This is a genomic window from Occallatibacter riparius (assembly GCF_025264625.1).
GTDB lineage: Bacteria > Acidobacteriota > Terriglobia > Terriglobales > Acidobacteriaceae > Telmatobacter > Telmatobacter riparius.
The window spans coordinates 6,195,220-6,210,946 of record NZ_CP093313.1 but is presented as its reverse complement, the minus strand read 5'-3'; the positions used below and the strand labels follow the sequence as shown (position 1 = coordinate 6,210,946).

Sequence of the window (15,727 nt, the reverse complement as noted above, 5' to 3'; positions counted from 1 at the left end):
GCCCGCGCATGTCCGCTTCGGCTGCACGCACCAGGATTCACGCAATCAGGTTCCAAGCCTGCCATCAGTCCGTTCTCCCTTCACTCCTGATCTGCCTCTTCCTCGCTTCTGCGCTCCCCGTTCACCGGGCCCAGGGCGCGCAATTGCCCGCGCCATCCCCGGGGCAATCGGCCTCCACGTCCCAGGAGCCCGAATTCCGCAAACAGGTAGACGAAGTCTCCATCGACCTCACCGTCCACAACAAAAAGCGCAAGCCCATCCTCGACCTCAAGCCGGAAGACCTCGCCATCGCCGATAACGGCACGCCCGTAAAACTGACTGAACTCCACCTGGTTCGCGGGAACTCAGCCCGAGGCCACCTGGTCACGCTGGTCTTCGATCCATTCTCCGGAGCAGTGGCCCGAGAAGCCCGCGTTGACGCGCAGAAGATCCTCAAGCTCTTCCCCGAGAAGGAATACGAATTTGCCGTCCTCGATCTCGGCGGAAGGCTGCGTCTCCTCCAGCCCTTCACGACCGACAGAAAACTCGTAGACAGCGCAATCGCGGTGGAGACCGATAGCCATCCCATCACTCTCACCACAACCCTCAGCCTCGATGTAAACATCACGCGAGACACCGCCGATAGCAAGCGCTCGGCATTCGCCGGGGCCGCCGAAAAGAACCTGATTGCCGTAGCGCGCACCGGCGTCGATGCCTCGGGCCGCAACGCCGGCACAATCGAGAAGCAGCGCGCCCAGATGCTCCTCTCCGCCCTGCAGAACGCGCAGAAAATCACCCAGGAACAGCACACCTACCGATCCCTCGCCGGACTGCAGGCGCTGGTCGAGTCGCAGGAGCGCGCACCGGAGCGGAAGGCCCTCATCTACTTCACCCGCAACCGGCAGATGGACTCCTCCGCCCAGCAGATGATCACCAAGGTCGCGGCCGCCGCCACCCGCGCCGGCGTAACCATCTACATCGTGGATCTCGACGCCATGAACGACGCCCACTCCTACGAAATGTCCAACGCAGAAGGCAATGCGATGCCGCGTTTCGTCCCTGGAAAGGATAAGATCGGCTGCGGATCGGGAGGCTGCGAGTATGTCCAACGCCTGCAGCAGGAGTATGGCGAACCCATCCACGGCGATCCTTCGACCTCCGGATACGTCTGGAAGAGCAAGCACGACATCATGGTCATGACCGACTTCCAGCGCCAGTCCGGCGACTACGCCATGTTCGCCTACAAGAAGAATCCGATGATCGCGCTCTCGGAAATCTCCGGCGGCCTCTACCTCGACCCGCAGAATGGGTTCAAGAAGGGCCTCCTTCAGCTCAGCGAAGAGCTCACGACCTACTACGAAGCCACCTACACACCACCCAAACACGACTCCGACGGAAGCTATCGCACCATCAGCATCAGCCCCGTGCGCAAAGATCTGCGCGTGCAATCGAAAGCCGGATATTTCGCCGTCGCACCTGGTGAAGAGCAGGGACTTCGCCCGTTCGAACGCCCGATGCTGAAACTGCTGGACACAAACGAGTCGCCTGCAGATGTACCCTTCCACGCCACGGTCTTGCGCTTTGGCGAGATGACCGAGGGCAACACCAGCACCCTCGCCATCGCGGTGCCTGTAAAGACCCTGGATTTCCAGCGCAACGAGCAGGACCACCTCTATTCCGCGCACATCTGCCTTGAGGCGCGGGTGCGCGACAGCCACGGCGTCGAAGTCGAGCGCGTGGGCGACGACATCACCAGCCGCGGCGCTCTCGAGTCTGTCGACCGCGATGGCACCGCGGCGATCACGCTCGACCGTCACTTCATCTCCGCACCCGGCCCCTACATGCTTGAGGTCGCGGTCGTCGATCGCATGAACGGCAAGGTCGGAGTGCAGCGCATCCCCTTTGAAATTCCCGGCCCGGAGAAGGCCGGCATCAGCGACATCGTCCTCGTAAAGAAGACCGATCAAATCGCCAGCGACGATCAGGACTCGGTGGAACCGCTGCGCTACGAGAGCAGCAGGATCACGCCGAACATCTCCGGCGAACTCGCGCCCGGTGCCAAAGGCCTGAGCCTCTTCCTGGTGCTCCATCCTGAAGCTGCCGCGAAGGGAGATCCAACGCTTGAAATGCAGGTCATCCACAACGGCAAAGCCGGCCGCCGAATCCCGCTCCCTCTGCGCTCCGGGCTCGCTGGCGCGGCTCTGCCTTACATGGCCAGCTTCGGGCAGAACGCGCTCGCTCCCGGCGACTACAAGGTCATCGCTTATCTCAAGCAGGGCGACAACCTCACCGAGAAGCAGGTCCAATTCCACGTCGGCCAGAACGGCCTCGGCAATCAGCCCGAAACCGAAGCAGGCTCGGTGCAGGCTACCGTGGCCTCCCTCGATCCCTCCGCTGGCATCGTTTCAGGCGGCGCAGGTCAACTGGCCATCACGCCCCTCGACAATCCCACAGCCCCGCTCGCACCAGAAGCAGCAAAGCAGTTGATTGAGGATGCGCGCGAACGAGCCCTGAGCTACCGCGACTCCCTGCCGAACTTCATGTGCGTCGAAGTCACCAACCGCTCCGACGACCCCGGCGCCAGCGGCCGATGGAAGCTGCATGACAGCCTCGTCGAGGTCCTCAAGTATCGCGACAAGCAGGAAACCCGCACCACCATCGAACTGAACGGAAAGCGCAGCACCGTAGACCGTCAGGCCATGCGCGGATCGCTCTCAGCCGGCGAGTTCGGCGGCGTTCTGCAGGCCATCTTCTCGCAGCCCGCGCAGGCCGAGTTCAAGTGGAAATCCACCGAGGCGCTTGGCACCGGCACCGTTCAGGTCTTCGATTACAACGTCTCGCCCGCCCACTCCAACTTCACCGTAACGGCATCGAACGGCCGCGAGACCAAGCCCGGCTTCCATGGCCAGGTTTACATCGACAGCGCCACCCGCAGCGTCCGCCGCGTGAGCCTCATTGCCGACGAGCTGCCGAAAAACTTCCCCACCCATGCCACGCGCATCGACGTCGACTACGACTATGTCGCCATCAGCGATCGCGACTACCTCGTTCCCGTGAGCGCGGAGATGCGCCTCATCCAAGGCAGGCACAGTGCAGTGCTCAACACAATGGAGTTCCGCAACTACCGCCGCTTCGGTTCCACCATGCGCATGGTTAACTACACGCCGCTTGATCCGAAGCCAGATCAGAAGTAGCTACTGCCGCGCTTCGCCATAGCACCCGAGCGACTTCACCATCGCGCAATGCGGCTTGAGCACTGCCACCGCGCGGTCGGCCTCCGCGCGCTCCCGCAACTGGCAGTCCACATAGAAGATGTACTCCCACGGCTTGCCGTGCACCGGCCGCGACTCGATCTTGGTCAGATTGGTGCCCAGCCTCGACAGCTCCGAGAGCGCGGCCACCAGCGACCCGGGCCGGTTCTCCACACTGAACGCGATGCTGATCTTGTTCGCCTCCGGATCGGCCGTTGCCTCGCTCGTGCGGCGGATCTGAAAGAACCGCGTGTAGTTCTCGGGATTGTCCTCAATATCGGCGGCCAGAATCTGCGCGCCGTAGTACTTCGCAGCGGCGGCGCTGGCAATGCCGCCCGCATGCCGGTCCCGCAGCTCCATCAACTGCTTCACGCTGCCCGCCGTGTCGTAATAGGCAAACGACTCCATGTCAGGATGCTCAGCCAGGAAGCGGCGGCACTGGGCCAGCGCCACCGGGTGCGAGAAGACGCGTCCGATGTCCTCCACCGTGGTTCCCGGCATGCCGATCAGGTTGTGGCGAATCCGCAGCAGCGTCTCGCGCTCCACCTGCACATCGTGATTCAGCAGAAGGTCGAAGTGCTCCAGCACCGACCCCGCCAGGCTGTTCTCGATCGGGATCACCGCCGCATCCACGCTGCCGTCTGAAACTGCCGCAAACACGTCCGCGGAAAGGGAAGTGGGAACGATGGTCGCGCCCGGCACGAGCTTCAGCGCAGCTTCGTGACTGAACGAGCCGGGTTCTCCCTGAATGGCGATCTTCATGATTACAGGGTACAAGGTGAGGAGGGAAGTAGTTCCGCCGCCAGCGCTCGATCGCTCATGTGGTCAAGTGATCAGGTGGTCGATAGCCGATTGCGGTCTCAATTGCCTGGTCGCCGAATGTGGAGCTCAGATGAAGGGACACGACTTCACGGCGTGCAAAAAGGCTATTCGGAACAGGTATTGTATCAGGGACTGCCTTGGTAATCTGATGGCCGATTCCGGACTCTATTTGAAGGGGCACGACCTCACAGCTTGCCGAAAAGGCCATTCGGAGCAGGTCTCGTATCAGGGGCTGCCTTTAGGCAGCCCGCATGCGCTCCCCCTCAACTGAATTGGGGCTTTAGCCCCCGAGGGATGCTGCTGAGCCTCCCCACTCCGTGTCGAGAGTCCGCTGAGGAAATGAACGCTAATCTCCTAAATGCCACATCTCCCCGCAGTGCCACCTCACAGTCCCTCCGGGACGGTAAGAAGTTAGCCCAGGACGAAGTCCTGGGTAAGCGATCCCAATAAATCTCCGGAGCCCCGTAGGGGCGGCGCGAACCAGCCTCCCCGTTCATGGGAAGCTCCACGAAAGACCTGCCCTGAAAAACCGTCAGGGCGGGCGGCGACCGCATACGTCCTGGTTGGCGTCAAACCCTGTGTGCTGGTGCCGCAATCCATTCGAGAGTGGTTTCGTTGCCAGGTGCTGCGGCCACTGCTCCGTGCCTTGAGGGGCGGTGTTAGGCCGCGACGGATGGCTTGGAGCCTGGCAGTGGGTATGGTGGTCGGCATCAACCCGTCTGTAGGGCTAACCACCCTCTTGGTGGTGCTTCTGGCGTGGGCCTTTGGCCTAAGCAAGTTCGCATCCCTGGTGGGCGCGCATGTGGTGGCGCCCGTGCACCTGCTGCTGTTCCTCCCGTTCATCGATCTCGGTGTGCATCTGTTTCACACCCGCAAGCTGCCAATGAATCGCAGCCAGCTTGAGCACCTGAGCCATCATCCATTGCGGCTGCTTCACGACATCTGGCAATGGGAGTGGCATGCGCTGCTCGTTTGGGGATTGGTGGCTGCAATTGCAATGCCGCTGCTGGCCGTGTATCTGCGCCGCGCACTCATTGTGCTACTGCGAAGACACAGGACGCTGGTGCGCTCACGACCAGCAGTCCACTGAAAACACGCGTCAAGATCCGCTCACCCCGTGCCCGCCGTGGCGACATTTTCGTCATTCCCGGTTGACACGACGCGCCATCTATCGCGGCGGTTGCCGTTCGTTGAAACTTCTCCTTCGGCGACAAACCGCTCAGAACGGATCGGCGCGTGCAGGGACAGTCCTGGAAGTGTCACATTCCTTACTCACAAAGCATCGGAAATCGAAGTAGGCTCTCCAGCATGAAAGCCGCAATCTTTTCAGACACCAGGAAGTACCTGCTCATCGCCGCAACGTGTGTTTGTTGTTTCGCAATCGGCGGATGTATTCAATCAACTTGGGAACTGTCGAGCGACTCGAGATTGCCAATATGGATCACCCTCCCGTCTGGCTTCACACGCGCAGATGTTCAGGTCGTAGAAGAAGCCATGGAGCCAACCCGTCACGGTGTCGAATTAAAGGTGGTTCTATTTAGCAATGATGAGAAGCTGCAAGAGGTTCGCGGAAATTCCTTCAGTTTGTCAGGACGTTACTTCATTGATGTCGTGGATGGGGTGCCTGAGATTATCGGACTCAAAATGCAAAAGAATGAACATGGGCGCAATTGGCCGTATTTCTTTGTGGTCGACGACCCTGCCTTGAAGCGAAAGCTTCTGGATGAGAACGAGCGGAAGCTTCGGCAAGACCGCGGAATGGATTACCCCGTTATAAGGAAGAAACTCTTGGATGAGAACGGCGGCCCGACCTCTGACCATTGAATCGGGTGATGTCTCGCACAAAGTGTTCTTTTAGCCATGGTGTGCTTGCTTTAGGATGGCCACTATGCGCAAAGCAATTTTGTTTGTGGCGGTCGTTGCGCTGTCGGCGCATGGCAGTCCCGGGCAGGATCACCGGCTGCGCGTGGAATCAGCGCGGATCGGTCCGGACAATCGCGTCTATCTGCGTTGGACGGGTCGGCCGGAGTTGGTGCAAAGCCCCGGCGAGGAGCAGACGGACACTGAGGACCTCAGGATTGCATCCGATCATTCGGTGGCGGCCTGGCTGGTCGGGCGGACGGATCTTAGCGACGCGAACTACCCGGAGCCCTTCGAACTGCTGGTAGCGTGGAACGGTAGACCTGCGAAGAGTATCTTTCCCGGCCGGGTGATCGGCGCCTGGCACTTTGTGGACGGTGGCCAGCGCATTGCGACGTGGGAGGAAACGGGTCATGGAGGGCGACTTGGCAAAGCGACGCTCTATGACTCACACACAGGAAAGCTGCTTTCGGAATGGAATGCGGATAGCAAGAAAGCGCCGCCTGCATGGGTCGCGCCGTTTCATACTCAGTGGGAAAACTACAGCAAGTAGTCTCAACCCCTGTTTCGGCGTGATATCGCTGCAGTGTGTAACCCGGCGTTGTGGCCGATTTACCGCCTTACTCGGAAGTGATCCGGTGCTGGCAGGGCATAGTGACGATTAGCCGACAAACTCGTTCTGATCCCGCAACGTAGCCTCGACGCGGACTATACTGTGCAGGTTCAGAGGTGTGGCAATGAAACTAAAACTCGATGCGGCCACAAGCCAGCGACGAGACGATGTTATTGGCATCGGGATAGCTGCGTTTGCGGTATTTGTCTGCGAATTTGCTCTAGTGAAATGGATACTCGCCCTGCCGGGCAATCAGCGCGATCTTGTTGTCTACACATATCCCGTAATTCTCCCCGGTCCTTTTCTGCTCGGACTGCGCCTGAGGCGAAGAATCAAGACCCTGCAGTCAACGGAAGACGTGACTGTCAGAGCATCCGCGCAGATCAATTCAGATGTGAGTTTCCTGATGTCGACGACCTACGGTCTTTTGTTGGGTCTTTGGATTCTTCAGTCGCTCTTCAAATAGCCATTCGTTGGTTCTGGACGAATTACCCTCGATGCGAAAGTTCTGCCCTGGGAAATTGTGGGCACCTTCCCACCACCCGTGACCGCCATCACATACAAGGAAATCTCCGTCCCCTATCGTGAAAGCGTTGGGATCTGTGTGTCTACCGGCTCCGGGCTCAAAAAATCGCAGGCGAGCAACGAAAAACTGCCGCAAACCCGGCCCACAACGCAGGAAAACAAGGAAGTAACTAGTAAGTCACTGGGGTTACTAGAAAATTAGCTACCCCTCCCCCTGTTTTTACTTCTCCTAATCTTCGCCTAAGATCAACCTAAGCTCAGCAATGTAAACATTTTAGGCGTATACTAAATCTCATAGGCGAAAAAGAGCTCGTCGCAACAACTATCGCGTCATTGTACTTACCAGTAAACACCGGTAAATACTAGCTCTTCATCCACAGATCCGCAGCCACAAACGCCAGGAAAACCATCGCGATTACGCCGTTCATGGTGAAGAACGCTGCATTCAGCCGCCGCATGTCGCGTGGCGAAACAATGGAGTGCTCATAGGCGAGCAGGGCGCCCACCGCTGCAATCCCAATCCAGCCGGCAATCTGGAAATGGAACAGCGTGCCGAACCAGACCAGCAGCCCGAGCATCGCCGCGTGCATCAATCGTGCAGCCCAGAACGCGCCGGAAATCCCGAGGTACCGCGGCAGGCTCTGCAAGCCAGCTTCGCAATCATGCTCGTAATCCTGGCACGCATACAGCACATCGAAGCCGCCCACCCACAGCATCACCGCGGCGGTCAGCACAATGATCCGCGGATCCAGTGAGCCCCGCACCGCAATCCACGCGGCCGAAGGCGCGAGCCCCAGCGCCAGTCCCAGCACCAGGTGCGACCACCGCGTGATGCGCTTCATATAGCTGTAGCTGAGCAGCACCAGCAGCACAAACGGCGACAGAATCAGCGTCAGCCGATTGAGCGCGGCCGAGGCCGCCACGAAGAGAGCCGCCGTCACAATCGTGAAGCCCAGCACAAATTGCCGGGAAAGCAATCCAGCCGGAATCGCCCGCGTCCGGGTCCGCGGATTGGCCGCATCAATGTCCGCGTCGGCCCAGCGGTTGAAGGCCATGGCGCACGACCGCGCCGACACCATCGCCACCAGGATCCACAACAGCGTCCGCAGCGCAGGCAGCCCGTGCGCGGCCAAAATCGCCGCCGTCAATGCAAACGGGAGCGCGAAAATCGAGTGCTCCCACTTGATCATTTCCAGGGTTATACGCGTTCTGGCCCACAGATTTGGCATGGTTGATCCCACGAACCCAGTGTAAATGGCACCTGCGGTGCGGCTAACCGCGCCTGCGGCGCCAATGGGACCGTTAGTGGTTCGTGGTATTTCTCCGCATGGGTCCTAATTAAGCTCAGCGAAGGGCGGGGAAGAGGTTAGACGAGCCCTTCGGCCGCTTCGATGGAATCCTTCATCGGGATGAGCGTGTCCACGCCAGTCATCTTGAACAGCTCGGACACGCGCGCGCTCACGCCAGCGATCACCAGCTTGATGCCACGTCGTTGACAGTGCGTGAAGTAGTTGATAATCGAGCCCATGCCGGCCGAATCCATATACGGCACCTGGGTCAAATCGAGAATCGCCAGTTGAGGCGGTTCGCCCTGCCGCATCGAATCCTGAAACGTGAAGAGGTTGGGGAGCGTGATGGGGCCGGTGATCTGGTAGATACGGGTTCCGGCCGCACTTCCGTCCCGCACATCCACCTGCAATGGATCGTCTTTTTGCATGGGCAAAGTCTATTTACGTGCACCCATGCCGATCATTACAAATCGATGAATCGATACGTAAGCCTCGCAGAACAGAGGGATAGGACAGGACCGCAGCCTCGATCAAGGCGCGGTCCTCATTCTCCATCCCTGCTTCTACTTCTGCGACTTCTCTGAAGGCTGCTCGCCCGCGACCATCAGATTGTTCTGCACGCTGAATACACCGGCTACGCCGTTGGCACGGATGCCGGCGATATCCTTGTCGCCCTTGCTATCGACCACTCCGTACAACGCCACATGCCCGTTCTGCACCGAGATGCGAATCGGCTTGGCCGGATTGATCGCGTACTTGTTCAGCACCGGATCCCCATAAACCGCGCGCGCCACGGCAATGCGAGTCTGGTCGTCCATAATCGACGTAGGATCGACCTCGATCTCGTCGTTCACGCCCTTCACACCGGGGAACGTGCTCACAATCCCCAGCGCCGAATCGCGATCGGGATAGGTGCGGGCATGGCCGCCCAGCGTTACCACGCCGTTCTGCACGTTCACTGAGATGGCGTTGAACGTGTTGCCCATCTCGTATCCGACGCGGTCATACTGCAGCTTCTCCACCAGTTTCTGCTGGAGTTGCTGGTCGGGTACCGTTGGCCCGGCGACTTCGATCTCATCGCGCACGCCTTTGACGCCCTTCACCTTCGAGGCGCGTCTCTCGGCGTCCGCTTTGTACTCGTAAAGGTCCACGGTGCCGGTCAGCGTAGCTACACCGCTGCCGTCCACTGTGGCTTTCACGTTGCTGAACTGCTTCTTGTCCAGTTTCTTCTGGACTTCGCTGGCGGCATTCGAGTCGTCCTGCATGGGCGCGCTCCATGCCGTCAGGGGAAGAACCGTGAGAACCCCGGCGAGCGTGGCCGTCATGGCAGCGGATCTGGAAAAACGCATCGTCCTGAACATTTCTTGCTCCTCTTCGGGTGAACGCTGCAGTCCGTCCTTTGGATCTCCGCAGCGCGCCGGCTGAACCTCGACCTCCGGCGTTCTAAATAGACACAGAATGCAGCTACAGGTTTCGGGGTTGTGCAGGAACGAAGAAAATCATTCCTGATGAGGGACTTGCCGGAAGCGTTGTAGAAGGCCGGTCCGGCGCAATTCACGTTACCGCCTCGCTGCTCCTTTCCGCAACGAGTTTCGGCCGAACCGCCGTTTGCGACCCTCAGCCGACTTTGGGCGTAGACTGCATTCAGGCTCGCTTTAAGGCGGGCTCAGACCCGGAAACATCCCGCCAATACGCCTTGGCGTCATAGGTCAGCAAGCAAGCCTCCACTTCAGCAGGAGACGAAGGCAATGTTGTACCAGCGGAACCGGAGCGAATCGGTAAGCGGAGTCTACGAGCGCGAGCGCCTGCGCCGCAGGGCCAGGGAGCTTGGCCTCCAACTGGTGAAGACAAATCCGCCGCGCTCGGAGGAACCGACCCATTCCACTGCCCATCGGAGCGGCACGCAGCCTGATGCTCACAGAGATTCTGCGAATGTTGCCGTGAGCGAGGCCCTCGATTCCAAATTCGACAAGTGCGGCTGAGGCGGATCGTCCAAAATCCTCCGGAGCTTAGTTTCCGGCCTCAGTCTTGGAGTCCGGTTTCCCGGGCCCTTCATCCATCAGCGGCAGCACCAATGAAAGTGGGACGCCCTTTTCGATCTGCTGACCTTTGTTAGTCGGCATGAGATCAGCGAAGCCGCGCACGCGATCCACCGAAAGCACAAGGAAAGTGCCCTCTTTGCCTTTCACGCGCACACGCTCGCGCACGACTGGGAATCTCATTTCAGCCCTTAAGTATTGAAAAATATACCGTATGAATGATGGCAGGCTACCAGAGGCGGGCATGGGCGTCCACTCTTTTTTGCGGGGCGGAGTCACCACGCAAGCCGGCTGAGGAGGCGTGCTGCGGATCAACGATAGCGGCGGACTGCCTTCACAACCATTGAGAAGACGCCGGATTCATCGCGCGTCACCTGCAGCGAAACGTGCCGGTTGATCGCGAATTCCGCCTGCAGAAACTGCTGCGACGTCGTGTCGACGTTCGTCGCATAGGTGAGAGTTACGTTCTTTCCCAATTGCTCCTCAACGGTGATGCGCGTGGTGGTGTTGCCCATCGCTCCGAGATAACTGGGGTCCACCTTTACCGAGCCGGCGCCGAAGAGTTTTTCCACGCGACTGCTGACCGTGGCGTTGAGTGCGCCGCCCAGTAGCACATCGCTCGATCGGGTCAGGCCTGCCGACTGCTGTTGCTGCTGCGTGTAGAGCCCGGTGCTCTGCGTGCGGCCCAGGGCGAGAAGTGCCACAACATCGGTCTCCGGCAGCGGAGGATCGCTCCGGTACGTCACTGACATCTTGTCAGGCGTGCCATGCAGCCCCAGGTTGATATCGTAGTCTTCCACGCGAGCCGTAGCGCTGATGTCGATATTGGGCTGAATGCGAACGGGATTGGTGAACGTGACATCGCCCCGCTGCAACTCGTACCGTGTACCCGCGATGGTCGCGTTTCCTTCAGTTACGGAGATTCGTCCCAGAAGTGACGGCGACGCCAGCGTGCCTCGCAGGCGCAAGTCGACATCGCCGGCCAGTTTTGCAAAGGCATTTTGGAAGTTGAGTTGAGGAGACGATTGGATCCGCAGGTCGAGCGTGATGCGATTTGAAGGTGCATTGGGCGACGCAACCGGATGTACCGCATTAGCCTGAGCCGCCAGTGCCGCGATGTCGAGATCGGGGCTGATCGAGAAGCGGGTAATAAGAATGCGTCCCGAGACCCGCGTGTTGGCCTGCGTGCCCTGCACCTGCAGGTTGGCGTCGACCATGGAACTGACACCCTCGGGATACCGGATGCGAACTCCCTGCGCCGTGACTGTCAGATTCGAGAACAGTCCGTGCTGGTAGGCAAGGTATCCTCCTATGTCCACCTTGCCGCCGCCTGTCACCGCCTGCAATTGACGGATTTCGAGCCGGTTCTTGTTGAATTCCAAGGTCCCGTTCAACTGACTAATTCCGTTGGGAATGTCCTCAAGCGCAAACGCGCCGTTTTCGATCTTTACACGGCCGCGCAGTTCTGGATCCGCCAGTGGTCCATGCGCTTCAACTTCGAAGATCGAGTTGCCGGTGGCGGTCAGGTCCGGATCAAAAGACTGCGCAATCTTCATGTTCACAGAACCGTTCAGGGCGACGTCGAGGTTCTGCGTGCCCTCAAGGTTCATGCTGCCTTGCGCGCGGAGGTTCGTGTCTTCGCCTGTAATGTGCAGCGGGTCCAGTATCACGCGCCCTTTGTCGAGCGCGGCATGCACACCGCCTTCGCTCTTGAATGTCATGCCGGAGACCGTGATGGCCGCCTGCGGGAGCCGCAGATCGCCGCGCATCTCTTTCGGTCGGGCGAGCGGCCCGGAAAACTGCGCCGTCCCGCTGACGATCGACTGCGATGCTGGATTTTGAACGTGGGCCAGCTTGAAGATCGTGCCCAGGTCAAAATCATCCAGTTTCAGGTTCCCTTCAGTCTCGTACGGATCGTGCAATTGCGTCTGGCCATGCACTGAAGCGTGGGCAGATTCGAACTGCGTGCTTGCGTCGTAAAGGATCGCGTGATTGGCTGCATGCGCCTTGAAGGCTACATCGCCAAACGATTGCCCCCGAACCGAAAGCCCATTCACGGTGCCGTGCCCATCAATGCGAGGATCGTCGATGGTTCCCGATGCAGTGAACTGCATACCCAGCCGGCCGCTCATGCTGGGCATGCTGTCGCGCAAATGTTTGAGCTTCGCTAGCTCCAACCCCGATGCGCTTGTCTGGGCATCGAAGACCCGCGTACGCATGTCATAAGTGCCATGCACCGAGATGTTGCCCGACGGAGTTGCTGCAGTGGCTTCCTTGACTGTCAGCACGTGGTTATTGACCGACCCCTGCAAGGACACGCTGTTTACCGGCTCGCCGTACGCCGAGCCGTCCTTGAGTGTCAAAGATCCGGAGCCATTCAGCGAGTTGACAGGTCCCTCACCCTCAATCTGCGCGTCGACCGTCCCGGTGAGCGGAGCATCTATACCGGCAACACCGAGGAGGTCGGGCAGTGAGACCTTTCCGGCTCGCGCGTGAAAGGTCAGTATCGACTGATTGTCGAACGCGGGCATCTGCTGCCCAGCTTTCTTGTGGGCAGTAATCGCAGGGGGTGTTGCCGCAAGCGTGCCGTTCAGCACGATCTGCTCTTCGCCGTGCTGAAGCTGAGCGTGCATCACCGAGATACGCTCCGCCGTGTACGAGCCTTCAGCCTCTATGGTGTCCCAGTTCACTATCCGTGGCTCGCCGGAGTCCGACGGAAGCTCAATCGCAACCTGCGTTGCCTGCAACTGGCCGTTCATGCGCGGCGAGGCCAGCGAGCCTTCCCATGTTCCGCGGAAATCCGCCTGCCCCTTGATGCCTACAGGCAGCGCCGCAGTGCCCGCTTTCCCGTTTCTTGTCACACCCAGGTCGCGGAAGAGCGTGTCGAACTCGGAGAGATTCGAGGTGTGAAAATCCACGGTCAAAGACGTCGGACTGGTTAAAGGATATGCACCCACACGGCCATGTGCCGCGATGTGGCTGGCTGGCAATTGCACTTCAAGATTGCGGACGTTCACCGCGCCATCGGCTTGGGTATACGTGGCATCGATGATACCCATCGCCGGAGCCTCGGCCGTTGAGAACCGTCCAGTGCCGGTGAGCGACAACGTGGAGGTCACGTTCAGAGTGCGCACATCGCCGTGCTCCCAGGTTGCCACCGCAGGTCCGTTGAGTAGCGCGTTGAAGCCTAGATGCTGGAAAGGCGGAACGCTCACCATCTCCAGCACCGTATCCACCGACACATTCTTGAAGGTCGTATTCACTCTGCCGTTGACAGGGATCACCGAGAGCGGCGATTTGACCACCGTAGCGTGGGGAGGAGCCTGCGGCTTCACAGGCGCCGGTGGAGGGGGCTTCGGCTGTCGCTTGAAGAAGTGTTTGCCCTTCTTGGCGGGCTCAGGCGGCGCCGCGGCTTCCACCACCACCGGTTGGACCGATGTGGGAAGCCAGTTGTGCAGCAGTACTTCGCCGTCGATTTCTCCGCCTTGTGCAAGGCGCGCGCTGATCCCTGTGATCAGCAACTGCTGGCTGTCCGCGTGCACGCGCGTGTTCAGTTCGATGCCGTGCGCGACAACGCCGGTCCCTACGTAGGAGGCTTTGTCTGCCCGCACTGTTCCATCGATGCGGAATCCGTGGCTGTCACCGCCGCTCGTCAGGTCCAGGTGGGCAAGCCCCTCAGGCGCATACGGATATCCCACCACCAGATCCAGCAGCCGCAGATCCAATTCGCCCTTTACCACCGCCTGCCAGCGTGGCCGCGAAAATTGGTTCAGTGCGCCGGAGATGTTGAGCGTGCGGTCGGGCACGCCCTTCGCACGAGCCGTCAGACGAAGGAAACGCAGCGTCGCTGCATCGCGGGTCAGGTCGATCGAACTCTCCAGGTATCCGTGCACCGGAAGCTTCTGCTTCAAGGCACCGCTGCGCGAGAGATTCAAATCCTTGACGCTTGCATCGATGCGGTACATCTCCGGCGCCTGATTTGCCGCCGGAATATAGCGCATCACGAGTCCCAGATCGTCCGCCCTGAAATCCAGAGGCTGATAACGATTCTGCGTATCGAGCGCCTCTGCGACGCGATCGTCGATATCGAGCATTCCGTTTTCAACGGCCACATGTCCGGCCTGCAGATTGAACAGCGTCTCCATCGCCGGCGTATTCGACTTCTTCGGCGGCTTCGCGGGATGCGGCTGATTTGTCAGCCCGTCTGGATACAGGATGAGGTGAAGCTGCGGCCGCTCAATCTCGAGATCGCGCAGCAGGATATTCGGACTCCACCAGAAGCCGAGGATGCTGATCTTCGCGCGGAGCCGGTCTACGCGAGCATAGGGGTCATCTGTCGCTGCCTCATCGCCGTGAATGACGACGTTTTTGGCTTCCACTTCGAGATCGCTTAACCGACAGCGGAAGGAACCGATCTCCACGCGGCCGCCTGTCGCGTTCTGCAGCTTTGAAATGAGCGCGCGCCGGAACATGTCCTGAAACTGCGCCGTGTTCGCCCAGAAGCCGAGCGCCGCAACGATAGCGCTGACAGCTACGAGCAGGCCCGCGATGCGAAAGACCCATATGCGTCTGCGCCCGGAGCGTGGCTGCGCGGAGGGCTCGATCTCAGTGGAACTCATTCGTTGTCTCCACTGTTGCTCGCCTGCCTGGCTGGCATTTCCAGCGACGGATCGAGAATCTGCACATCGCCCTGCTTGCGGAGATTGTCAAGCCACGCGCTGAACAGCTTGTTGACCTGCTCCTGAAGCAGGATCTCCTCGATTCGCTGCGACACGGCTTCCAGCGCGGGCGGCTTCTGGTCCTTCGCGTACTGAGGAACGAGGGTATTGGTGTAATAAGCCTGAATCTCTTCCGGCGCAATATGAATGCCTGAGCGGAACCGGTTCTCAATAAACGACAGGAACTGCAGGCGCAGGCGCAGGTAGCTCTCCACTTCGCCGACCGTCAGTCTGTTGGCCGCGAGAAACGCGCTCCATCCTTGATCGGTGGCGCAGTTGGCCCGTACGCAGGCCGGCAGTTCTTTGCGAATTTCCGCAATCCGGGCCTGCACATCGCCGTCCGTCGGGGCGTCTGCTACCTCTTCCTCGCGGCCCATTTGTTGCTGGATGAGCGAGCGGCTGATCAAGCGGTCGAGCGTGCTTCTCGCATCAGGAACCTCGCTGTTCGTGCGGGGCTCCAGCGCTGAAAGCCTCATTGCGCGCTCGACATCACTGGCCAGGATCGCCCTGTTATTCACCACAGCCACAACCCGATCGAGCAGCACGCGGGTTGGCTTTGCCTCCTGGGCACGCGAGCACAGGCACGCCGCGCACAACAGTGCGATCGTCGCTGCCATCAAGCGAATTGTCC

Annotated in this window: 12 protein-coding genes; 5 read left to right on the top strand and 7 right to left on the bottom strand. The window is 59.8% G+C overall.

The features are described 5' to 3' along the window. The first annotated feature begins 143 nt into the window (after window positions 1-143). Window positions 144-3,173 carry a VWA domain-containing protein gene (locus MOP44_RS25365; protein WP_260793337.1) on the top strand — a complete coding sequence of 1,010 codons (3,030 nt, stop codon included), beginning with the start codon at window positions 144-146 and terminating at the stop codon, window positions 3,171-3,173. Here MOP44_RS25365 and pheA read toward each other — a convergent pair whose 3' ends face one another. Then, window positions 3,174-3,992, bottom strand: a complete 819-nt coding sequence (gene pheA, locus MOP44_RS25360) for a prephenate dehydratase (RefSeq protein WP_260793336.1) — start codon at window positions 3,990-3,992, stop codon at window positions 3,174-3,176. It abuts the gene before it with no gap. 640 nt (window positions 3,993-4,632) lie between these two features. On the opposite strand from pheA, the gene MOP44_RS25355 reads away from it, so the two are divergent. The 4 genes from MOP44_RS25355 to MOP44_RS25340 all read left to right on the top strand — a co-directional run bounded on the left by MOP44_RS25355 (window position 4,633) and on the right by MOP44_RS25340 (window position 6,991). Beyond that, entirely contained in the window at window positions 4,633-5,142 is a 510-nt protein-coding gene (locus tag MOP44_RS25355; RefSeq protein WP_260793335.1) for a DUF2062 domain-containing protein, read from the top strand. Window positions 5,143-5,360: 218 nt separating this feature from the next. Beyond that, window positions 5,361-5,876, top strand: coding sequence for a hypothetical protein (locus MOP44_RS25350; RefSeq protein WP_260793334.1), 516 nt, complete (start codon window positions 5,361-5,363; stop codon window positions 5,874-5,876). A 64-nt stretch (window positions 5,877-5,940) separates the two neighbouring features. Further along, entirely contained in the window at window positions 5,941-6,465 is a 525-nt protein-coding gene (locus MOP44_RS25345; RefSeq protein WP_260793333.1) for a hypothetical protein, read from the top strand. A 184-nt stretch (window positions 6,466-6,649) separates the two neighbouring features. Then, the gene (locus MOP44_RS25340; RefSeq protein WP_260793331.1) at window positions 6,650-6,991 is read left to right on the top strand and encodes a hypothetical protein; all 342 of its coding nucleotides are present in this window, start codon (window positions 6,650-6,652) and stop codon (window positions 6,989-6,991) included. Between the two features lie 421 nt (window positions 6,992-7,412). Here the strand turns inward: MOP44_RS25340 and MOP44_RS25335 are convergent, their stop codons facing one another. The 6 genes from MOP44_RS25335 to MOP44_RS25310 all read right to left on the bottom strand — a co-directional run bounded on the left by MOP44_RS25335 (window position 7,413) and on the right by MOP44_RS25310 (window position 15,713). Then, a complete protein-coding gene (locus tag MOP44_RS25335) occupies window positions 7,413-8,279 on the bottom strand; it encodes a UbiA-like polyprenyltransferase (protein WP_260796704.1) in 867 nt (288 codons plus the stop codon). Window positions 8,280-8,416: 137 nt separating this feature from the next. Beyond that, window positions 8,417-8,767, bottom strand: a complete 351-nt coding sequence (locus tag MOP44_RS25330) for an STAS domain-containing protein (RefSeq protein WP_260793330.1) — start codon at window positions 8,765-8,767, stop codon at window positions 8,417-8,419. Between the two features lie 135 nt (window positions 8,768-8,902). Beyond that, window positions 8,903-9,700 carry a BON domain-containing protein gene (locus MOP44_RS25325; RefSeq protein ID WP_260793328.1) on the bottom strand — a complete coding sequence of 266 codons (798 nt, stop codon included), beginning with the start codon at window positions 9,698-9,700 and terminating at the stop codon, window positions 8,903-8,905. A gap of 648 nt (window positions 9,701-10,348) precedes the next feature. Then, window positions 10,349-10,561, bottom strand: coding sequence for a hypothetical protein (locus MOP44_RS25320; RefSeq protein WP_260793326.1), 213 nt, complete (start codon window positions 10,559-10,561; stop codon window positions 10,349-10,351). 128 nt (window positions 10,562-10,689) lie between these two features. Then, window positions 10,690-14,997: a translocation/assembly module TamB domain-containing protein gene (locus MOP44_RS25315; RefSeq protein ID WP_260793325.1), complete on the bottom strand. Its 4,308-nt coding sequence runs from the start codon at window positions 14,995-14,997 to the stop codon at window positions 10,690-10,692. Next, window positions 14,994-15,713 (bottom strand): SurA N-terminal domain-containing protein, encoded by a 720-nt coding sequence (locus tag MOP44_RS25310; protein ID WP_260793323.1) that lies wholly within the window; start codon window positions 15,711-15,713, stop codon window positions 14,994-14,996. Before MOP44_RS25310 ends, MOP44_RS25315 begins: the two co-directional genes overlap by 4 nt. Between the last annotated feature and the right edge of the window lie 14 nt (window positions 15,714-15,727).